The organism is Pseudomonas sp. RL (assembly GCF_000647775.1).
Taxonomy (GTDB): domain Bacteria; phylum Pseudomonadota; class Gammaproteobacteria; order Pseudomonadales; family Pseudomonadaceae; genus Serpens; species Serpens flexibilis.
Genome location: NZ_JBOY01000068.1, coordinates 14,194 through 33,063, shown reverse-complemented (window position 1 = coordinate 33,063; position 18,870 = coordinate 14,194). Strand labels below are relative to the sequence as shown.

The window sequence follows — 18,870 nt, the reverse complement described above, 5'->3', positions numbered from 1 at the left end:
GAAAAGGAGGGGCGCATTCTACCCTTGTGACCCCGCCTGTAAACCGAGCGGCGAGGGCTGACGAAATTCTTTCGCAGCCCTCTTCACAGCCGGAATGCGATGCATAGAATAGCCGCCCAGCGCCGGCTGCTCTGCCGGTTTCCGAGTCTGCTCCCCATGTCTCAAGAGAACCCCTGCCTCACATGCGGCGCTTGCTGCGCGTACTTTCGTGTGTCCTTCTACTGGGGCGAATGCCGTTCCGCCGGCGGCAGCGTGCCAGATGATCGGGTCGTGCAGATTTCCCCCTATCACGCCGCCATGATCGGCACCGACGCCAAGCCGGCGCGCTGCGTGGCGCTGCTCGGCGATGTCGGCTGCTCGGTGCGCTGCACCATGTACGAACAGCGCTCCAGCACCTGCCGCGAGTTCGAAGCCTCGTGGGCCAATGGTCAGCACAACCCGAACTGCGATGCCGCCCGCGCCGCCCATGGCCTGCCGCCCGTGACGCCGCCGCTGCAGCCGGACCTGTCCCCCGATCGCGTCGCCTGAGCGGGCGCGGCGCGCGCGACATCCCCTTTCTGGCGCCTGGGCCACTAGAATGGCTGCCTGTATCGATTCTGGAGGTGGCCCATGGAGGCTCTTGACGCTCTGCTGACCCGCGTGTCCGTGCCGCGGTTGCATGACCCGGCGCCGGACGCGGCGCAGCGCCAGCTGCTGTTCCGCGCGGCGTTGCGCGCCCCCGACCATGGCCAGTTGCGGCCCTGGCGGTTCCTGACCATCGAAGGGGCCGCCCGCGAGCGCCTGGGTGAGCTGTTCGCCCAGGCGGTGTCGGCCAGCGGCGCCAAGCCGGAGATGCTCGCCAAGGCCCGCGCCATGCCGCTGCGCGCGCCGCTGCTGGTGGTCGTCATCGCCTCGCCGAAGACACACTTCAAGGTGCCGGAGAGCGAGCAGTTGCTCTCCGCCGGCTGTGCCGCCCATGGCATCGTGATCGCCGCCCATGCGCTGGGCCTCGGGGCGATCTGGCGCAGCGGCGATCTTTCCCACGACCCCCTCGTCAAGGCCGGCCTGGGCGTCGGCGCGAAGGAACAGATCGTCGGCTTCATCTACCTGGGGCGTGCCGAAGGCGAACGCCGCACCCCGCAGGAGCTGGATCCCGGCGACTTCGTGACCGCCTGGCAGGGCTGATCGCAGGGGCAGAACCCGTCCGGGGTGGTCCGGTCTCAACAGTTCCGGCAGCGCCATGCTGTCCTGAACCGTCGGAGGGCACCCATGATCAATTCCCGCTACCAAGACTGCGTCCAGGCCTGCACCCGGTGTGCCGAGGCCTGCGAACATTGCGCCACCTCCTGCCTGCGCGAGGAGGATGTGAAGATGATGGCCCGCTGCATCCAGCTGGATCGCGATTGTGCGGACCTGTGTCGGCTGTGCGCCGTGCTGATGATGCGGGACAGCGAGCAGGCCGCAGCGCTGTGTCGGGTGTGCGCCGAAGCCTGCCGCGCCTGCGCCAGCGAATGTGCCGGTCACAAACACGACCATTGCCAGGCCTGCGCTAAGGCGTGCACGGCCTGCGCCGAGGCCTGCGAGCGCATGGCGGCATAGGGTGGCATGCGTTCGTAGGGTGGACAGCGTTTTTCTGTCCACCGCTTGTGTGCGGGCTGCTTGGTGGACAAGAAACGCGTTGTCCACCCTACAGAAAATGAAAAAGCCGGACCCAAGGGTCCGGCTTTTCGTTACGCCACAGCCGCTTAGAAGCGGTAGGTCAGCTGGGCTGCCAGGCCGTGGGCGGAGTTTTCGTATTTAGCGGAGTAAGCGGGCTGGATGGTGAGGGGGGCTCCAAGCGGGGGGGTGGGTATGCTCGTGGCGGCTTGGTTGACCTCTCCTTCATCCTCGATCAGATAGGAATAGGCCAGGTCCAGGGTCATGTCCTGGTTGATATTCCAGCCAGCACCGAAGGAGACAATGGTGCGATCCGACACCGGGATGCGAGTGGTACGGTGGGCATCATTGGTCGGCGATTCGTCGACGGCGAGACCTGCACGCAGCACCCATTGCGGATTCAGCTGATAGGAAGCGCCAACAGCAAAGGCCAAGGTATCTTCCCATTTCAGCTCTTCGGTGAGTTTGCCAAATTTGGCGTCAAAGGGGGCTGGCACGCCGGTACTCTTAACAACCAAGGCATCCAGACGGCTCCAACGTGTCCAGGTGGCGCCGCCGTACAGGGTCCACTGGTCATCCACACGGTAGGTCACCGAGGTATCAATAGACTCCGGCATAGTGATGTCTACGGTTGCGTCATAGGTGCCATTCAATGCACTCATGCCGGTCAATGCAGAGATATCGCTAACCTTTGTGTCGCCTTCCAGGCTGTATTTGACTTGGGACTTATAGGTCAGGCCCCAGCTCAGCTGTTCATTGATATCCACCAGCACGCCGAGATTGTATCCGTAGGCGATATCGTCGCCTTCGATTTCAACGTCTGCGTCCGACAGGCCGGGATTAAAGGTCAGATTGTTGGTCAACTTGCCATAGATACGGCTGATGACCAGGCCACCGCCCACAGATACCTGATCGTTGACCTTGTAGCTGATGGTGGGTTGCAGGTTGACTACTTCCACTTCGCTGTAGAGGCCCTTGTAGCGGCCTTGAAAGTTCTTCTCGTAGTCACTGATTACAGCGAACGGCACATACAGGCCAAGACCGAAGTGCAGCTTGTCGTTGACCGGGGTGACGTAGTAGCCGAACGGGATGGTGGAGAAAGGCACCATGTCGCCGTCGGCGGTGTCTGTTGCCTTGTACTTGGCACTTGTCGCTTCGATATCCGTCAGCGCATGGATGAACGCCAGACCACCGCTGACCTCGCGACGCTCAAGCTTGGACATGCCGGCCGGGTTGCCGGCCACGATGCTGGCGTCCAGGACATTGGAGGAACGGCCGGCGAAGGCGGTTCCCATGCCGCTGGCGCTGTGCTCGTTGATGGCCAGTCCGTTTGCCAGTGCCTGGCTCGACAGGGCGCCAATCGCCAGAGCCAGTGTTGTTTTTATCCAGGCTTGTTTCATCGGTAACTCCGGTTTTTCAAGTTGAAGCGAGCGGGCGACGCTAACAGGAAGAATTCCCCCGTTCTAGGTGCAAACCGCTCTGTATCGCGGCTTTCGCAGGATTTATGCTTGCCGTGAATGGGTTGCGATAAAGCATGCTAAAAAAACCGGGCTACCAATGTAACTATTTGTTCTCTAAGGAAATATAGGGTCCCTGAGTGACTGTTCAGTCACCTCTGGCCACCGGGCGTGCCGGATCGGTGATCCACTCGCTCCAGGAGCCGGCATACAGCGGCGCCAGCGGCAGGCCGGCGAGGCTCATGGCGAACAGGTTATGGCAGGCGGTAACGCCCGAGCCGCAATAGGCCACCAGTTGTTCGGGGTTGCGTCCCGCCAGCAGGTTTTCGAAGCGCTGGCGCAACTGTTCGGGCGGCAGAAAGCGTCCGTCGGCGCCCAGATTGTCGGTGAAGGGAGCGCAGCGGGCGCCGGGGATGTGGCCGGCGACCGGGTCCAGCGGCTCCACCTCGCCGCGAAAGCGCGGCAGGGCACGGGCATCGATCAGGGTCAGGCCAGGCTCCGCCAGACGCCGGCCCAGTTGATCGGCCTCCACGACCAGGCAGGCGTCCGGGCGAGCGGTGAAGTCCCCGCGTGCCGGTTCGGTGACCTGCGCGGTTACCGGCAGGCCGGCGGCCTGCCAGGCCTGGAAGCCGCCGTCGAGCAGGAACACGCCGTCACGCTTGCCGAGCCACGCCAGCAGCCACCAGGCCCGCGCCGCGAAGGCGCCGGGGCCGTCGTCGTAGAGCACGATGGTGCTGTCCTGATCCACGCCCCAGGCGCGCAGGGCCTCCTGCAGGCGGGCGGGGTCCGGCAGCGGGTGGCGACCGGTCACCCCCTTGATGATCGGGCCGGACAGGTCCCGCTCCAGGTCGGCGAACTGGGCCCCGGGCACATGCCCCTCGGCGTAGCGGGTACGACCGTAGGCGGGGTCGTCGAGGGCGAAACGGCAGTCGAGGATGCGCAGCTCCGGCGCCGACAGGCGTTCGGCAAGTTGGGGCGCAGTCAGCAGGCGGGCAAAGGACATGGGTGGCTCCTGTGTCGCGAAGGGCAGGGCAGGCATCATAAGGTGGCTGTCATATTTCGCCAGTCGCCTGGCATAGACCCGTCAGAGAAATGGGAGCGTTCATGTCTAATCTGGCTGTCATCACCGAGAGCGCCACGCTGGCACGCCGCGTGGGGGTTGTCCTGGGCAGTGTGCTGCTGACCGCCTATCACTGCTGCGTCATCCTGATGCGCGCCGCCGTGGGCCGGCTGCGCCGCGAGCACATCGACCGTTATGCGCGCAGCTGGGCCCGGGTGCTGCTGCGCATGGCGCGCATCGACATCCGCGTGCAGGGGCAGGCGCCGGATTTCTCCGACGGCCGCCGCTACATCATTCTCTGCAACCATTCCAGCCACTACGACATCCCGGTGAGCTTCGCCCACCTGCCTGGCTCGATCCGCATGCTGGCCAAGAAGGAACTGTTCTCCATTCCGCTGTTCGGCCAGACCCTGCGCGCCGGTGAATTCCCTTCCATCAATCGCGGCAACCGCCACCAGGCCGTGCGCGACCTGCAGAACGCGCGTCGTCTGATGGAAAGCGGCATCGTGCTGTGGGCCGCTCCGGAAGGCACCCGTTCGGCCGATGGCCGGCTGCTGCCCTTCAAGAAGGGCTGCTTCCACCTGGCGCTGGACACCGATGCGGTCATCGTGCCGCTGGCGATCCGCGGCATTCACCAGGTGCTGCCGGCACGTACCTGGAGGCTGAACCTGGGCATGCCGGTGGAGGTGGAAATCGGCGAGCCCATCGACGCCAGCCAGTATTCCGTGGAGCGCCTGCCCGAGCTGATGGCCGAAACCCGCGCGCGCCTGCAGGCCATGCTCGACAAGGGCGTCGCCCCGGCCGGGACGGTCAGCGAGGAGCTGACCCTGGCCTGAGCCCGTTTCCGGGTTCTGTCGACCGGCGTGCAGCCGGCCCCGCCGGGCGTGCCGCCGTCCCGAGCGAGCCGTATTTGCGACGCCGCGCGCAAAACGCGACGCGCTGTATACTGCGCGCCCGCAATCGACGTGCCGGCAATCGAGGAGACCCGCGTGGCCATCGACATTCACTGGATCCGCGACGACGCCGAGCTGGCGCAGCAGTGCGCCGCCTGGCGCGCGCAGCCTTTCGTGGTGCTGGATACCGAGTTCATGCGGGTCGACACCTTCTATCCGATCGCCGGCCTGGTGCAGGTCGGTGATGGCCGGCAGGCCGCGCTGATCGATCCGCTGTGCATCCGCGACTGGTCACCGTTCGCCGCGCTGCTGGATGACCCCGCGGTGGTCAAGGTGCTGCATGCCTGCAGCGAGGACCTGGAAGTGTTCCAGCGCCTGACCGGCACCCTGCCGCAGCCGTTGTTCGACACCCAACTGGCGGCGGCCTACCTCAATCTGGGCTTTTCCATGGGCTACTCGCGCCTGGTGCAGGCGCTGCTGGGCGTGGAGCTGCCCAAGGGCGAAACTCGCTCCGACTGGTTGCAGCGCCCGCTGAGCGACATGCAGGTGCGCTACGCCGCCGAGGATGTGCAGCACCTGGTCGAGGTCTATCGCGCGCTGGACGAACGGCTCAGCGCGGAAAAGCGTGGCTGGCTGCTGGAGGACGGCGCCGAGCTGGTCGCCAACCTGCGCCGCGAGGTCGACCCGGACGAGATGTATCGCGACGGCAAGCTGGCCTGGAAGCTGTCCCGCCAGCAACTGGCGGTGTACCGGGCCCTGTACGCCTGGCGCGAGCGTGAGGCGCGCCGTCGCGATGTGCCGCGCAACCGCATCCTGCGCGAAGCCTCGCTGTGGCCGCTGGCGCGCTACCAGCCCGCGGAGCTGGGCGCGCTGTCGCGCATTGAAGACATGCATCCGCGCACTGTGCGCCAGGATGGCGAAACCCTCCTGCAACTGATCCGCCAGGCGGCGGCGCTGCCGCCCGACGCCTGGCCGCAGCCGGTGGACGAACCGCTGCCGCTGGAAGTCGGTCGCCTGCTCAAGAAGCTGCGCGCGGTTGGCCAGGCCGAGGCGGCGCGCCTGGACATGGCGCCCGAGCTGATGCTGCGCAAGAAATCCCTGGAAGCCCTGCTGCGCAGTGGCTACCCCAACGGCCCCTATGAATTGCCGGACAACCTGCGCGGCTGGCGCCGTGAACGCCTCGGACAGGCGTTGCTCGAGGCGTTGTCCGCTCCCGGAGAATCGGCATGAAACGCATCTGTTCCATCTACAAGAGCCCGCGCAAGCGCGAGATGTACCTCTACGTATTGAAAAGCGACGCCTTGGCGCGAGTGCCGGAAGGTCTGCTCGCCGCCTTCGGCACGCCGCAGCTGGCCTTCGATCTGGTACTGCACCCCGAGCGCCAGCTGGCCCGCGAGGACATCCACCAGGTGCTGGAGAACCTCGACAAGCAGGGCTACCACCTGCAGATGCCGCCGCCCGATCTGGACGATGACTACATCGAGCATCTGCCCGACGAACTGCTGCGCATGAACGATCCGCTGTAAGCGAAGGGCTCCTTTCGGAGCTGGCATGTGCAAATCAATATGCTATCGTCGCGCCACTAAGTGACGAAATCGACGTTTTTCGGGGCGGCCGGGGTGGGCCGTCTCGTCGGTGTGCGCCACCGTCCACTTTCCGACAGCCTGTAGCGCAAGCAAAACTCTCGCTCAATCAATGACTTGGCCCTTGGCACTGATGTTGCTATGTCTGGGCTCTGTGATGTGGGGCGTCAAATCTATGCCGCCAGTAAGAGGAAATGACACATGAGTCAGGGTGTGCAGTTCAATCGTTTGCTGATGGACATGCGTTCCATGCAGGCGGACGCCATGGCCCGTTTCAAGCCGGCACAGCCCGAGGCGCCGGCCAACGGCATGCCGAGCTTCGCCGATCTGCTGGGGCAGGCGGTCAACAAGGTGAGCCAGACCCAGAGCTCCGCCAACCAGCTCGCCACCGCCTTCGAAATGGGCCAGGGTGGGGTGGACCTGACTGATGTGATGATCGCCTCGCAGAAGGCCTCGGTGTCCTTCCAGGCCATGACCCAGGTGCGTAACAAGCTGGTGCAGGCCTACCAGGACATCATGCAGATGTCGATCTAAGGACGGATGATCCATGTCTGACGCTGTAGCGAAGGTTCCCGCCCATTCCAACGAGGCGGAAGCCCCGGCCAAGAAGCCGCCGCTGTTCGGGCTCGCCTTCCTGGAAAACCTTTCCGAAATGTCCATGCTGCGCCAGGTGGGCCTGCTGGTCGGGCTGGCCGCCAGCGTGGCCATCGGTTTCGCCGTGGTGCTCTGGTCCCAGCAGCCGGACTACCGCCCCCTGTACGGCAACCTCAACGGTATGGACGTCAGCCAGGTGGTCGATGTCCTCAACACCGCCGGCATCCACTACACCGTCGAACCCAATTCCGGCGCCCTGCTGGTCAAGGCCCAGGACATGGCCCAGGCGCGCCTGAAACTGGCCACCGCCGGCGTGGCGCCACGCGACAACAGCGTGGGCTTCGAGATCCTCGACCGCGAGCAGAGCCTGGGCACCAGCCAGTTCATGGAAGCGGCGCGTTACCGCCGTGGTCTGGAAGGCGAGTTGGGGCGCACCATCGCCAGCCTCAACGGCGTCAAATCGGCGCGCGTGCACCTGGCCATTCCGAAGAGCTCGGTGTTCGTGCGCGACGAGCGCAAGCCCAGCGCTTCGGTGCTGCTGGAGCTGTTTCAGGGACGCAACCTGGAGCCCGGCCAGGTCCAGGCGATCATCAACCTGGTGGCCACCAGCGTGCCGGAGCTGAACAAGTCGCAGGTCACCGTGGTGGACCAGAAGGGCAACCTGCTCTCCGATCAGCAGGAGCTGTCCGAGCTGACCGTCGCCGGCCGCCAGTTCGAGTACAGCCGCCGGGTGGAAACCCTGCTGACCCAGCGCGTGCACAACATCCTGCGTCCGGTGCTGGGCAACGAGCGCTACAAGGCGGAAGTCTCCGCCGACGTGGATTTCAACGCCGTCGAGTCCACCACCGAGACCTTCAACCCCGACCAGCCCGCGCTGCGCAGCGAGCAGGCCGTCAAGGAACAACGCCAGAGCAGCCTGCCTCCGCAAGGTGTTCCGGGCGCGCTGAGCAACCAGCCGCCGGCCCCGGGCGCCGCGCCCGAACAGCTGGGCTTCGGCGCCGCGAATGCCGGCGCGATTCCGCCCGGCCAGCCGCTGCTGGACGCCAACGGCCAGCAGATCATGGATCCGGCCACCGGCACGCCGATGCTGGCGCCGTATCCGGCCGACAAGCGCGAGCAGGCGACCCGCAACTACGAGCTGGATCGCTCCATCAGCTACACCCGCCAGCAGCAGGGCCGCGTTCGCCGTTTGTCCATCGCCGTGGTGGTGGACGACCAGCAGGTCGTCGATCCGCAGTCCGGCACCGTCACCTACCAGCCCTGGAGTGCCGAGGACCTGGCGCGCTTCACCCGCCTGGTGCAGGACGCGGTGGGCTTCGATGCCAGCCGTGGCGACAGCGTCAGCGTGGTCAACACGCCGTTCGTCGCCGACCGTGGCGAAGTGTTCGAGGAGATCCCGTTCTACGCGCAGCCCTGGTTCTGGGACATCGCCAAGCAGATCATCGGCGCGCTGTTCATCCTCGCGTTGGTGTTCGGCGTGCTGCGTCCGCTGCTCAACAACATCACCGGCAACAAGAAGGGCGAAGGCAAGGATCTGGTGCCGCTCGAGCGCGACCTGCAGCCGTTGTCCTCCGAGCTGGATGAAGACCAACTGAGCCTGAGCGGTTCGGCCCAGCAGATCATGCTGGCCAACCCCAATGACGGATTCGAAGCCCAGCTGAACGCCATCAAGAACCTGGTGGCGGAAAACCCGGCCCGCGTTGCCGAAGTCGTCAAAGAATGGATCAACGGGGACGAGTGACCGTGAGCAAACTGAGCAAAGTCGACAAGGCCGGCATCCTGCTGCTCTCCCTGGGCGAGACCGACGCCGCGCAGGTACTGCGTCATCTGGGCCCCAAGGAAGTGCAGAAGGTCGGTGTGGCCATGGCCCACCTGGGCAACGTGCACCGCGAGCAGGTCGAGGAAGTCCTCAGCGAATTCATCGTCATGGTCGGCGAGCAGACCGGCCTGGGCGTGGGTACCGACGGCTACATCCGCAAGATGCTCACCCAGGCCCTGGGCGAGGACAAGGCGGGCAGCCTGATCGACCGCATCCTGCTGGGCGGCAGCACCAGCGGCCTGGACAGCCTGAAGTGGATGGAGCCGCGCGCCGTGGCCGACGTGATCCGCTACGAACACCCGCAGATCCAGGCCATCGTGGTGGCCTACCTGGACGCCGACCAGGCCAGCGAGGTGCTCAGCCACTTCCCGCACAAGGCGCGCCTGGACATCCTGCTGCGCGTGTCCTCGCTGAACACCGTGCAACCGGCGGCGCTCAAGGAGCTCAACACCATCCTCGAGAAGCAGTTCTCCGGCAACACCAACACCAGTCGCGCCACCCTGGGCGGCGTGAAGCGTGCCGCCGACATCATGAACTACCTGGACAGCACCATCGAAGGCCCGCTGATGGATGCCATCCGCGAGCTGGACGAGGAGCTGGCGCTGGAGATCGAAGACCTGATGTTCGTCTTCGAGAACCTGGCCGACATCGACGACCGCGGCATCCAGGCGCTGCTGCGCGAGATCTCCTCCGACGTGCTCACCCTGGCCCTCAAGGGCGCCGACGAGAACGTCAAGGAAAAGATCTTCAAGAACATGTCCAAGCGCGCCGGCGAGCTGCTGCGCGACGACCTGGAAAGCCTCGGCCCGGTGCGCGTCAGCGATGTCGAGGCGGCGCAGAAGGAAATCCTCGGCATCGCGCGTCGCATGGCCGAAGCCGGCGAAATCGTCATCGGCCCGAAGGGCGCCGAAGAAATGATCTGATCCCGCTTGCCGGGATAGCCAGACCCCTGGCGGGGCGAGAGTCGAGTCACCATGCAGAATGGCCAAGGCGAATACGAAAGCGATCTGATCCGCGCCAGCGACCTGCCGCCGTTCGAGCGCTGGCTGCTGCCCAGCTTCGATCCGCTCAAACCGGCGCCCGCGCCGGAGCCGCTGCCCGAAGCGGAGCCGGAGCCGGAAGTCCAGGCCAGCATCGAGGAAGTTCCGGTCGAGGCGGTGCAGCCGATCACCCTCGAAGAGCTGGAGGCCATCCGTCAGGATGCCTACAACGAAGGCTTTTCCACGGGCGAGAAGGACGGCTTCCACGCCGGCCAGCTGCGCGCCCGCCAGGAGGCGGAGGCCCGCCTGAACGAGCAGCTGGCGCGCCTGGAACAGTTGATGGGTCACCTGCTGGAGCCCATCGCCGAGCAGGACCAGGCGCTGGAGCTGGCGCTGGTCGACCTGGTCGCCCATGTCAGCCGCGAGGTCATCCAGCGCGAGCTGCGCACCGATTCCAGCCAGCTGCAACTGATCCTCTCCGAAGCGCTCGGCCTGCTGCCCATGGGCGCCGGCAACCTGCGCATCCACGTCAATCCCCAGGACTTCGAGCTGGTCAAGGCGCTGCGCGAACGCCACGAGGAAAGCTGGAAGATCATCGAGGACGCCAGCCTGCAGCCGGGCGGCTGCCGCGTGGAAAGCCAGAACAGTCTGGTCGATGCCACCGTGGAAACCCGCCTCAAGCAGGCGCTGGCGCAGCTGTTTGAGCACAAGCGCGAGCAACGCCTGCATCCGCCGGCGCCCGACCTGATCGTCGAGCTGCCCGGCGGGGAGCAAGCCGATGCGCCTTGAGCGCACCACCTTGGCCCGCCGCCTGGCCGGCTACCAGCAGGCGGTCAGCCTGCCCAGTCGTCCGGTGGTCGAAGGGCGCCTGCTGCGCATGGTCGGCCTGACCCTGGAAGCCGAAGGCCTCAGTGCGGCTGTGGGCAGCCGCTGCCTGGTGATGAACGGCGACCGCCATCATCCGCTGGAGATCGAAGCCGAAGTCATGGGCTTCGCCGGCAGCAAGACCTACCTGATGCCCGTTGGCAGTCTGGCCGGTATCGCCCCGGGCGCCCGCGTGGTGCCACTGGCCGACAGCGGCCGCCTGCCCATGGGCATGAGCATGCTTGGCCGGGTGTTGGACGGCACCGGCAAGCCACTGGACGGCAAGGGCCGCATGCGCGCCGAGGACTGGGTGCCGCTGGTCGCGCCGGCGATCAACCCGCTGCGCCGCCATCCCATCGACCAGCCGCTGGACGTCGGTATTCGCAGCATCAACGGCCTGCTCACCGTTGGACGCGGCCAGCGCCTGGGCCTGTTCGCCGGCACCGGCGTGGGCAAGTCGGTGCTGCTGGGCATGATGACCCGCTTCACCCAGGCCGACATCATCGTGGTTGGGTTGATCGGCGAGCGGGGCCGCGAAGTGAAGGAATTCATCGAGCACATCCTCGGCGAGGAAGGCCTCAAGCGCTCCGTGGTAGTCGCCTCGCCGGCCGACGAGGCGCCGCTGATGCGCCTGCGCGCCGCCCAGTACTGCACACGCATCGCCGAGTATTTCCGCGACCAGGGCAAGAACGTCCTGTTGCTGATGGACTCGCTGACCCGCTATGCCCAGGCCCAGCGCGAGATCGCCCTGGCCATCGGCGAGCCGCCGGCCACCAAGGGTTACCCGCCCTCGGTGTTCGCCAAGTTGCCGGCGCTGGTCGAGCGCGCCGGTAACGCGGAGCAGGGCGGCGGTTCGATCACTGCCTTCTACACCGTGCTGTCCGAAGGGGATGACCAGCAGGACCCGATCGCCGACGCGGCGCGCGGCGTGCTCGACGGCCATATCGTGCTGTCGCGCCGCCTGGCCGAGGAGGGGCACTACCCGGCCATCGACATCGAGGCGTCGATCAGCCGGGTGATGCCGCAGGTGGTCACGCCGGAGCATCTGCAGCTGGCGCAGCGCTTCAAGCGCTTCTGGTCGCGCTACCAGCAGAGCCGCGACCTGCTCAGCGTCGGCGCCTACGTGCCCGGCGGCGATCCGGAAACCGACCTCGCCATCGCCAAGCAGCAGCAGATGGCCCACTACCTGCGACAGGGCCTTAACGAAGGTGGCCAGCAGCTGGGGCAGAACGCCGCGCAACTGGCGGCCGTCTTCCAGTGACCCGGTACTGAGCGCGGCCACCGGCAATGAGTGATCGGCGCATCCAGCGGCTGGCGCCCGTGGTGGACCTGGCCACACGGGCGGAACGTGATGCCGCGCGCGTGCTGGGGCAAGCCCAGCAAAAGCTGTTGCAAAGCGAGAATCAGCTTCGCGATCTGCAGCGCTATCTCAGCGATTATCAGCAGCAGTGGCTGACCTCCGGTCGCCAGGGTGTCTCCGGCCAGTGGATGGTCAACTACCAGCGCTTTCTCGGCCAACTGGATACCGCCATCGAGCAGCAAGGGCGCAGTGTCGAGTGGAACCGCGACAACCTGCGCAAGGCGCGCGAGCGCTGGCAGCAGTGCCACATGCGACTGGAAGGGCTGCGCAAACTGGTGCAGCGCTATCAGGACGAGGCGCGGCGGGTAGCCGACGCGCGCGAGCAGAAGCAGTTCGATGAACTGGCGCAGCGGATGCTCGTTCGTCGGGAAGACTGACCTGCGTCTGGAGGCAGCGTTCGCAGGCCGCGCATAATGGCGCAGTGACACATCCGGCTAAGGACAAGCAGATGTACGGACGATCGCATATCGACAGCGCGGTGCTGCAAAGCCTGCAGGATGTCATGGCCGAGGACTACCCGGCCCTTCTCGATGCTTACCTGGCCGATTCCGAGGAACGCCTGCATTCCCTGCGCCAGGCCCTGCGCGGTGGCAACGCCGAAGCGCTGAGCAAGGCGGCGCACAGCTTCAAGGGCAGCTGCAGCAACATGGGCGCGGTGACGCTGGCCCAGCTCTGCCTGGAGCTGGAGCGTGCCGGCCGTGACGCTGCCCTGGAGCAGGCCGCCGGTCTGTTGCGTCAGGTCGAGCAGGAGCTCTCCGTGGTGCGCGTGCTAGTCCGCGCCGAACGCCGCCGCTTCGCCTGACGCCTCCCCCGCACAGCTGCCCGGACGGCTTTTCCTGGATTGGCCCGCTGCTTGCACTCTGCCTGGCACTACTAGATTTCAGCGGAGTCAGCCATGAGCCTTGGTGCCGATTTCCTTCTGCCGAAGGTGTCTTCGGTGCACGCCGACCAGAACCTGCGCAGCTCGCCAAAAGAAGCGGGCCAGAGCGGTTTCTCCGGGATTCTTGCACGAGCACGCGAAGGCGGCGAAGCGGTCGCCGGTGAAGAAGCCAGCAGCCTTGGTGGGCACACCCAGGCCGCGAACGATCAGTCGTCGCTGGCCGCCGATGAGCAAGCCGTTGCCGTCCTCGGCAACGAATTGCCGGGCAGCGAATTGCCGGGCAGCGGACTGCCGGGCGGCGAGCTGCCGCCCGAGGAGGAGCTGACGTTGGCCGCCGAGCCCGAAGCGGTATCCCTGGAGTCGCTGATGCTGTTCGGGCGGGACAGTGCAGCGCCGGCGTCGGATACGCCTGTTGCCGCCGCCGAAGCGCAAGCCGTGGATGAGTCTGCCGCTGCGGTCCTGGGTGCCGACGCGACGGCTTCGCCCGATGCGCAGGCGGATATTGCCGAACAGACGCTGGCGGTGGCCAATCCGATGGCGCCTGCCAGCGCCGCGGCCTCGCAGACGGCCGGCGTTGCCCAGGCAGCCGCCAGCGCCCTGGGCGCACGGCAGATGCAGCCGACTCTGGCCGAGACCCGTGCGCGCCAGGCAGCCCTGCCCGAGCTGCACCTTGCCAAAACCGAGACGCTCTCCGAAGCGCTTCCCGAAGGGGGGCTCGCCGCCGACGACGAGCAGGACTTCACCGAGTTACTGCGCAGCAGCCTGAGCGCGGCGGCGGGCAGTTCCGCGCAGCACGCGGCCGAAGGCCCCGACAGTCCAGTCAATCCTTTGACTCAGGCCGTGCAGCAGGCCAGCGCGGCGCAGCGTGAGGTGGCCGCCAATGCCCTGCAGCAACCACTGTCCATGCGCCAGCCCGGCATGAGCGAGGCGGTGGTGGAGCGCGTCATGTGGTTGTCCAGCCAGAACCTGCGTAGCGCGGAGATCCAGCTGGATCCCGCCGAGCTGGGTCGCCTCGAGATCCGCATCAGCCTGAACCAGGAGCAGACCCAGATCAGCTTCGCCAGTCCGCACGCCTCGGTGCGCGAGGCGCTGGAAGGGCAGATGCACCGGCTGCGAGAGATGTTCAACCAGCAGGGGCTGGGGCAGTTCGATGTCAACGTGTCCGACCAGTCCCTGGCCCGTGGCGAGCGCCAGGCCGATGAGCGCGGCGCTTATGGCCTGGCCGGTGGTGGAGCCGAGGCGGAAGAGGGCCTGGAAGCCGAAAGCCTGATCGCGACCACGCCGCTGGAGAGTGGTCGTGGCCTGGTGGATTTCTACGCCTGAGGCAAGGGAAACGTCGCGGCTGAAGCCCCTCCTGCATGAGGGCTGAAGCCGCTCCTGCCAGCAGCGCAGCGCCGCGAGGCTCGTCGGGTCAGGCAATCGACTGGCATAAGACTTGCTGAATCGCTGGCTTGACTGTTGTAGCGCCGCAAGGTGACGGATATTTGGCATGGCAAAGTCTTTCAGGCTTGAGAACAAGAAGCTCCTCCTCATCATTCTCGGGGTGCTGACCCTCCTGCTGGCGATGGTCGCCGCGGTGGGCATTACCTGGTACGTCCTTACCTCCTCCAACGCGTCTACCAGCCCGGATACCAAGCCGCTGTTCGTGAGCCGCGACCGCGGCGCGGTGTACGAAGAGCTCAAGGAACCCTTCGTCGTCAACTACAACGCCAATGGCCGCGCCCGCTACCTGCAGGTGAGCGTTTCCCTGCTCGGGCGCGACAAGAAGAGCATGGATGCGCTGCGCGAGCACCAGCCGCTGCTGCGCAACGAGCTGGTCATGCTGCTTTCCGCGCAGAGCTTCGAGGCCATGCTCACCGCGCCCGGCAAGGAAGCGGTGCGCGTCCAGGCCACCGAGCGCGTCCAGGAGATCGCTCGCAACCTGCTGGGCCAGCCGGTCGTCGAGCAGGTGCTGTTCACCAATTTCGTTTTGCAGTAGGACCCTTCCATGGCCACAGACCTGCTGTCACAGGATGAGATCGACGCGCTGTTGCACGGCGTCGATGACGGACTCGTCTCCGTCGAGGAAACCGCCAGCCCCAACGGGGTCAAGAGCTACGACCTGACCAGCCAGGACCGCATCGTCCGCGGTCGCATGCCAACCCTGGAAATGGTCAACGAGCGCTTCGCCCGCTACACCCGAGTCAGCATGTTCAACCTGCTGCGTCGCTCCGCCGACGTCGCCGTCGGTGGCGTGCAGGTGATGAAGTTCGGCGAGTACGTGCATTCGCTGTACGTGCCCACCAGCCTCAACCTGGTGAAGATGCGCCCGCTGCGCGGCGTGGCGCTGTTCATCCTCGATTCGCGACTGGTGTTCAAGCTGGTCGACAACTTCTTCGGCGGCGACGGCCGTCACGCCAAGATCGAAGGCCGCGAGTTCACCCCCACCGAACTGCGCGTGGTGCGCATGGTGCTGGACCAGGCCTTCATCGACTTGAAAGAAGCCTGGAACGCCCTGCTGGAAGTGGACTTCGAATACCTTAACTCCGAGGTCAACCCGGCCATCGCCAACATCGTCAGCCCCAGCGAAGTGGTGGTGGTCTCCACCTTCCACATCGAACTGGACGGCGGCGGCGGCGACCTGCACGTGACCCTGCCGTACTCGATGCTCGAGCCGATCCGCGAGATGCTCGACGCCGGCTTCAAGTCCGATGTCGGCGACCAGGACGAGCGCTGGTCCAAGGCCCTGCGCGAGGACATCCTGGACGTACAGGTGCCGCTGGACGCCATTGTGGCGCGTCGCCAGCTGCGCGTGCGCGACATCCTCTACATGCAGCCCGGGGACGTGATTCCCGTCGAGCTGCCTGAGCAGATGCTGCTCAAGGCCAACGGCGTGCCGACCTTCGAAGTGAAGCTCGGCTCCCACAAGGACATGCTGGCCCTGCAGGTAATGGGGCCGCTGGAACGCAATCGCTGAGGCAACTCTTTTCCGCTCGGACCTTCCGCCGCGTGCGGAACGTTCGGCCAGACAGTCAGCTGAGGACACGCAATGTCAAACAACACCCCGAAGTCTCCCGAGGAACAGGCCGCCGAATGGGCCGCCGCCCTGGAAGAGGGTGACAACCAGAACGCGATCGACGAGCTGCTGGCCGAAGGCCCGGCGCGCGCGCCCATGGAACAGTTCCCCACGCCGGCCAAGGGCGAGCCGGTGCACGGCCTGGAAGGCCCGAACCTGGACGTGATCCTGGACATCCCGGTGACCATTTCCATGGAAGTGGGCAACACCAGCATCAGCATCCGCAACCTGCTGCAGCTCAACCAGGGCTCGGTGATCGAGCTGGACCGCCTCGCCGGCGAGCCGCTGGACGTGCTGGTCAACGGCACCCTGATCGCCCACGGCGAAGTGGTGGTGGTCAACGAGAAGTTCGGTATCCGCCTGACCGACGTGATCAGCCCCACCGAGCGCATCCGGAAGCTGCGCTGATGCGCCGCCTGATCCTGGCGCCGCTGCTGCTGGCCGGCGAAGCCGTCGCCGCCACGCCGGGACCGTCCACCGAGGGCATGGTCGACCAGCTGGTCCAGCTGGTGCTCGGCCTGGGCCTGGTGGTCGGCCTGATCTTCGGCCTGGCCTGGCTGCTGCGGCGCATGCAGAACCAGGCCGGGCCGCGCGGCAACCAGGCCATCCAGCTGCTGGCCAGCCAGTCGCTGGGCACCCGCGAGCGGCTGCTGCTGGTGCAGGTCGGCGAGGAACAGGTGCTGCTCGGCCTCACCGCCGGCCGCATCACCCCGCTGCATGTGCTCAAGCAGCCGGTGGTGCTGCCCGCCACGAACACCGCCACCCCGGAATTTGCCCGCCGCCTGCAGGACCTGCTCGGCCGCGACAAGACCCCGCCCGCCGAGCACTGACCCGATGAACGCGACCGCCCTTGCCCCGTTGATGTCCGCCCGCGCCTGGCTGGTGCTGGCGGGCGTGCTGCTGTGGCTGCTGGCCGGCCCGGCCATGGCGCAGCAGGCGGCCGGCGATCCGTTGGGCATCAAGGCCATCACCCTGACCACCAACCCGGACGGCGAGCAGGAGTACTCGGTCAGCCTGCAGATCCTGCTGATCATGACGGCGCTGAGCTTCATCCCGGCGTTCGTCATGCTGATGACCAGCTTCACGCGGATCATCATCGTGTTCTCCATCCTGCGTCAGGCGCTGGGCCTGCAGTCCACGCCGTCCAACCAGATCCTGCTCGGCCTGGCGCTGTTCCTCACGCTGTTTATCATGGCGCCGGTGTTCGAAAAGGTGAACGAACAGGCGCTGCAGCCGTATCTGAACGAGCAGATCGGCGCCCGTGAAGCCATCAGCCGCGCCGAGGTGCCGCTCAAGGACTTCATGCTGGCGCAGACCCGTGAGAGCGACCTGGACCTGTTCATGCGGCTGTCCAAGCGCACCGACATCGCCACCCCGGCCGACACGCCGCTGACCATCCTGGTGCCGGCGTTCGTCACCTCCGAGCTGAAGACCGCCTTCCAGATCGGCTTCATGATCTTCATCCCGTTCCTGATCATCGACCTGGTGGTGGCCAGTATCCTGATGGCCATGGGTATGATGATGCTCTCGCCGCTGATCATCTCGCTGCCGTTCAAGATCATGCTGTTCGTGCTCATCGATGGCTGGAGCCTGATCATGGGCACCCTGGCCGCCAGTTTCGGGACGTTATAGCCATGACCCCTGAAGTCGCCGTCGACCTGTTCCGCAGCGCCCTGTGGCTGACCGCCGTGACGGTGGCCATCCTGGTGGTGCCCAGCCTGATCGCCGGTCTGATCGTCGCGGTGTTCCAGGCCGCCACGCAGATCAACGAGCAGACCCTGAGCTTCCTGCCACGCCTGATGGTGATGCTGGTGACGCTGATGTGGGCCGGCCCCTGGCTGGTGCGCCAGTGGCTGGAGTACACCGAGACGCTGGTGCACAACATCCCGTTTGTCATTGGGTGATGCGCAGTGCTTGAGCTGACCGACGCACAGATCGGCGGCTGGGTCAGCGCCTTCCTGCTGCCGCTGTTCCGCATTGGCGCACTGCTGATGGTCATGCCGGTGTTCGGCGGCAACCTGGTGCCGGTGCGCGTGCGCCTGTACCTGGCGCTTGCCATCACCCTGCTGCTGTCGCCCAACCTGCCGCCGATGCCCGAGGTGGATGCGCTTAACCTGCGCATGATGCTGCTGATCGCTGAGCAGATCCTCATCGGCGCGGTGCTCGGCTTCCTCCTGCAGCTGTTCTTCCAGATCTTCGTGGTGCTCGGCCAGTTCGTCTCCATGCAGATGGGCCTGGGCTACGCCTCGATGATGGACCCGGCCATGGGCGTTTCGGTGCCGCTGCTCGGCCAGTTCCTGCTCAACATGGCGACCCTGATGTTCCTGGCCATGAACGGCCACCTGGTGGTGTTCGAGGTGCTGGCCGAGAGCTTCATCACCCTGCCGGTGGGCAGCGGCTTCCTGGTCGAACACTACCGCGAGATCGCCGGCAAGCTCACCTGGGTGCTCGGCGCCGCGGTGCTGATCGCCCTGCCGGCGGTCACCGCACTGCTGGTGATCAACATGGCCTTCGGCGTCATGGCCCGCGCCGCGCCGCAGCTGAACATCTTCGCCATCGGTTTCCCGCTCACCCTGGTGATGGGCATGATCATCTTCTGGCTCAGCCAGGCCGACATCCTGGCGCATTTCCAGGCGCTCACCGTCGAGGCCCTGCAACTGCTGCGCGACTTCGCGCACGCGAGGTAATCC

At 66.0% G+C, this 18,870-nt stretch carries 23 protein-coding genes; 21 read left to right on the top strand and 2 right to left on the bottom strand.

Annotation, left to right across the window (positions count from 1 at the left end):
- The first annotated feature begins 156 nt into the window (after positions 1 to 156).
- The 3 genes from AS93_RS0112235 to AS93_RS0112225 all read left to right on the top strand — a co-directional run bounded on the left by AS93_RS0112235 (position 157) and on the right by AS93_RS0112225 (position 1,578).
- A complete protein-coding gene (locus AS93_RS0112235) occupies positions 157 to 528 on the top strand; it encodes a YkgJ family cysteine cluster protein (protein ID WP_027590881.1) in 372 nt (123 codons plus the stop codon).
- Positions 529 to 609: 81 nt separating this feature from the next.
- On the top strand, positions 610 to 1,164 hold the full coding sequence (locus tag AS93_RS0112230; protein WP_027590880.1) for a nitroreductase family protein: 555 nt from the start codon (positions 610 to 612) through the stop codon (positions 1,162 to 1,164).
- An 84-nt stretch (positions 1,165 to 1,248) separates the two neighbouring features.
- The gene (locus AS93_RS0112225; protein ID WP_027590879.1) at positions 1,249 to 1,578 is read left to right on the top strand and encodes a four-helix bundle copper-binding protein; all 330 of its coding nucleotides are present in this window, start codon (positions 1,249 to 1,251) and stop codon (positions 1,576 to 1,578) included.
- Between the two features lie 146 nt (positions 1,579 to 1,724).
- Here AS93_RS0112225 and AS93_RS0112220 read toward each other — a convergent pair whose 3' ends face one another.
- Entirely contained in the window at positions 1,725 to 3,035 is a 1,311-nt protein-coding gene (locus AS93_RS0112220) for an outer membrane protein transport protein (protein WP_027590878.1), read from the bottom strand.
- A 205-nt stretch (positions 3,036 to 3,240) separates the two neighbouring features.
- Positions 3,241 to 4,095 carry a sulfurtransferase gene (locus tag AS93_RS0112215; protein WP_027590877.1) on the bottom strand — a complete coding sequence of 285 codons (855 nt, stop codon included), beginning with the start codon at positions 4,093 to 4,095 and terminating at the stop codon, positions 3,241 to 3,243.
- Between the two features lie 101 nt (positions 4,096 to 4,196).
- On the opposite strand from AS93_RS0112215, the gene AS93_RS19310 reads away from it, so the two are divergent.
- The 18 genes from AS93_RS19310 (at position 4,197) to fliR (ending at position 18,867) form a co-directional block, all read left to right on the top strand.
- Positions 4,197 to 4,988 (top strand): lysophospholipid acyltransferase family protein, encoded by a 792-nt coding sequence (locus AS93_RS19310; protein WP_037009137.1) that lies wholly within the window; start codon positions 4,197 to 4,199, stop codon positions 4,986 to 4,988.
- A 153-nt stretch (positions 4,989 to 5,141) separates the two neighbouring features.
- On the top strand, positions 5,142 to 6,275 hold the full coding sequence (gene rnd, locus AS93_RS0112205; protein ID WP_027590876.1) for a ribonuclease D: 1,134 nt from the start codon (positions 5,142 to 5,144) through the stop codon (positions 6,273 to 6,275).
- Positions 6,272 to 6,571 carry a YcgL domain-containing protein gene (locus AS93_RS0112200; protein WP_027590875.1) on the top strand — a complete coding sequence of 100 codons (300 nt, stop codon included), beginning with the start codon at positions 6,272 to 6,274 and terminating at the stop codon, positions 6,569 to 6,571. Before rnd ends, AS93_RS0112200 begins: the two co-directional genes overlap by 4 nt.
- A gap of 258 nt (positions 6,572 to 6,829) precedes the next feature.
- The gene (gene fliE, locus AS93_RS0112195) at positions 6,830 to 7,162 is read left to right on the top strand and encodes a flagellar hook-basal body complex protein FliE (RefSeq protein WP_027590874.1); all 333 of its coding nucleotides are present in this window, start codon (positions 6,830 to 6,832) and stop codon (positions 7,160 to 7,162) included.
- 13 nt (positions 7,163 to 7,175) lie between these two features.
- Positions 7,176 to 8,963 carry a flagellar basal-body MS-ring/collar protein FliF gene (fliF, locus tag AS93_RS0112190; RefSeq protein WP_027590873.1) on the top strand — a complete coding sequence of 596 codons (1,788 nt, stop codon included), beginning with the start codon at positions 7,176 to 7,178 and terminating at the stop codon, positions 8,961 to 8,963.
- Positions 8,942 to 9,964: a flagellar motor switch protein FliG gene (gene fliG / locus AS93_RS0112185; protein ID WP_027590872.1), complete on the top strand. Its 1,023-nt coding sequence runs from the start codon at positions 8,942 to 8,944 to the stop codon at positions 9,962 to 9,964. Before fliF ends, fliG begins: the two co-directional genes overlap by 22 nt.
- Positions 9,965 to 10,015: 51 nt before the next feature.
- On the top strand, positions 10,016 to 10,810 hold the full coding sequence (fliH, locus tag AS93_RS0112180; RefSeq protein WP_027590871.1) for a flagellar assembly protein FliH: 795 nt from the start codon (positions 10,016 to 10,018) through the stop codon (positions 10,808 to 10,810).
- Positions 10,800 to 12,146, top strand: a complete 1,347-nt coding sequence (fliI, locus tag AS93_RS0112175; protein WP_027590870.1) for a flagellar protein export ATPase FliI — start codon at positions 10,800 to 10,802, stop codon at positions 12,144 to 12,146. The genes fliH and fliI overlap by 11 nt, the downstream gene beginning before the upstream one ends.
- 26 nt (positions 12,147 to 12,172) lie before the next feature.
- A complete protein-coding gene (fliJ, locus tag AS93_RS0112170) occupies positions 12,173 to 12,622 on the top strand; it encodes a flagellar export protein FliJ (RefSeq protein WP_027590869.1) in 450 nt (149 codons plus the stop codon).
- Positions 12,623 to 12,693: 71 nt separating this feature from the next.
- Complete coding sequence (locus AS93_RS0112165) at positions 12,694 to 13,047, top strand: Hpt domain-containing protein (RefSeq protein ID WP_027590868.1); 354 nt, start codon at positions 12,694 to 12,696, stop codon at positions 13,045 to 13,047.
- A gap of 93 nt (positions 13,048 to 13,140) precedes the next feature.
- Positions 13,141 to 14,448 (top strand): flagellar hook-length control protein FliK, encoded by a 1,308-nt coding sequence (locus tag AS93_RS19305; RefSeq protein WP_051587466.1) that lies wholly within the window; start codon positions 13,141 to 13,143, stop codon positions 14,446 to 14,448.
- Positions 14,449 to 14,614: 166 nt separating this feature from the next.
- Positions 14,615 to 15,103 (top strand): flagellar basal body-associated FliL family protein, encoded by a 489-nt coding sequence (locus AS93_RS0112155; protein ID WP_027590867.1) that lies wholly within the window; start codon positions 14,615 to 14,617, stop codon positions 15,101 to 15,103.
- A gap of 9 nt (positions 15,104 to 15,112) precedes the next feature.
- Positions 15,113 to 16,081: a flagellar motor switch protein FliM gene (fliM, locus tag AS93_RS0112150; RefSeq protein ID WP_027590866.1), complete on the top strand. Its 969-nt coding sequence runs from the start codon at positions 15,113 to 15,115 to the stop codon at positions 16,079 to 16,081.
- Positions 16,082 to 16,153: 72 nt separating this feature from the next.
- Complete coding sequence (gene fliN / locus AS93_RS0112145; protein WP_027590865.1) at positions 16,154 to 16,588, top strand: flagellar motor switch protein FliN; 435 nt, start codon at positions 16,154 to 16,156, stop codon at positions 16,586 to 16,588.
- Between the two features lie 77 nt (positions 16,589 to 16,665).
- Entirely contained in the window at positions 16,666 to 17,010 is a 345-nt protein-coding gene (gene fliO, locus AS93_RS0112140; RefSeq protein WP_234702659.1) for a flagellar biosynthetic protein FliO, read from the top strand.
- 31 nt (positions 17,011 to 17,041) lie between these two features.
- Positions 17,042 to 17,812 (top strand): flagellar type III secretion system pore protein FliP, encoded by a 771-nt coding sequence (gene fliP, locus AS93_RS0112135; RefSeq protein WP_027590863.1) that lies wholly within the window; start codon positions 17,042 to 17,044, stop codon positions 17,810 to 17,812.
- A gap of 2 nt (positions 17,813 to 17,814) precedes the next feature.
- Positions 17,815 to 18,084, top strand: coding sequence for a flagellar biosynthesis protein FliQ (gene fliQ, locus AS93_RS0112130; protein ID WP_027590862.1), 270 nt, complete (start codon positions 17,815 to 17,817; stop codon positions 18,082 to 18,084).
- 6 nt (positions 18,085 to 18,090) lie between these two features.
- Positions 18,091 to 18,867: a flagellar biosynthetic protein FliR gene (fliR, locus tag AS93_RS0112125; RefSeq protein WP_027590861.1), complete on the top strand. Its 777-nt coding sequence runs from the start codon at positions 18,091 to 18,093 to the stop codon at positions 18,865 to 18,867.
- Positions 18,868 to 18,870: the final 3 nt, after the last annotated feature.

Coding starts and splice junctions, on each gene's coding strand:
- AS93_RS0112235 (WP_027590881.1), top strand. CDS start 157: ATGTCTCAAGAGAACCCCTGCCTCACATGCGGCGCTTGCTGCGCGTAC.
- AS93_RS0112230 (WP_027590880.1), top strand. CDS start 610: ATGGAGGCTCTTGACGCTCTGCTGACCCGCGTGTCCGTGCCGCGGTTG.
- AS93_RS0112225 (WP_027590879.1), top strand. CDS start 1,249: ATGATCAATTCCCGCTACCAAGACTGCGTCCAGGCCTGCACCCGGTGT.
- AS93_RS0112220 (WP_027590878.1), bottom strand. CDS start 3,035: ATGAAACAAGCCTGGATAAAAACAACACTGGCTCTGGCGATTGGCGCC.
- AS93_RS0112215 (WP_027590877.1), bottom strand. CDS start 4,095: ATGTCCTTTGCCCGCCTGCTGACTGCGCCCCAACTTGCCGAACGCCTG.
- AS93_RS19310 (WP_037009137.1), top strand. CDS start 4,197: ATGTCTAATCTGGCTGTCATCACCGAGAGCGCCACGCTGGCACGCCGC.
- AS93_RS0112200 (WP_027590875.1), top strand. CDS start 6,272: ATGAAACGCATCTGTTCCATCTACAAGAGCCCGCGCAAGCGCGAGATG.
- fliE (WP_027590874.1), top strand. CDS start 6,830: ATGAGTCAGGGTGTGCAGTTCAATCGTTTGCTGATGGACATGCGTTCC.
- fliF (WP_027590873.1), top strand. CDS start 7,176: ATGTCTGACGCTGTAGCGAAGGTTCCCGCCCATTCCAACGAGGCGGAA.
- fliG (WP_027590872.1), top strand. CDS start 8,942: ATGGATCAACGGGGACGAGTGACCGTGAGCAAACTGAGCAAAGTCGAC.
- fliH (WP_027590871.1), top strand. CDS start 10,016: ATGCAGAATGGCCAAGGCGAATACGAAAGCGATCTGATCCGCGCCAGC.
- fliI (WP_027590870.1), top strand. CDS start 10,800: ATGCGCCTTGAGCGCACCACCTTGGCCCGCCGCCTGGCCGGCTACCAG.
- fliJ (WP_027590869.1), top strand. CDS start 12,173: ATGAGTGATCGGCGCATCCAGCGGCTGGCGCCCGTGGTGGACCTGGCC.
- AS93_RS0112165 (WP_027590868.1), top strand. CDS start 12,694: ATGTACGGACGATCGCATATCGACAGCGCGGTGCTGCAAAGCCTGCAG.
- AS93_RS19305 (WP_051587466.1), top strand. CDS start 13,141: ATGAGCCTTGGTGCCGATTTCCTTCTGCCGAAGGTGTCTTCGGTGCAC.
- AS93_RS0112155 (WP_027590867.1), top strand. CDS start 14,615: ATGGCAAAGTCTTTCAGGCTTGAGAACAAGAAGCTCCTCCTCATCATT.
- fliM (WP_027590866.1), top strand. CDS start 15,113: ATGGCCACAGACCTGCTGTCACAGGATGAGATCGACGCGCTGTTGCAC.
- fliN (WP_027590865.1), top strand. CDS start 16,154: ATGTCAAACAACACCCCGAAGTCTCCCGAGGAACAGGCCGCCGAATGG.
- fliO (WP_234702659.1), top strand. CDS start 16,666: ATGGTCGACCAGCTGGTCCAGCTGGTGCTCGGCCTGGGCCTGGTGGTC.
- fliP (WP_027590863.1), top strand. CDS start 17,042: ATGTCCGCCCGCGCCTGGCTGGTGCTGGCGGGCGTGCTGCTGTGGCTG.
- fliQ (WP_027590862.1), top strand. CDS start 17,815: ATGACCCCTGAAGTCGCCGTCGACCTGTTCCGCAGCGCCCTGTGGCTG.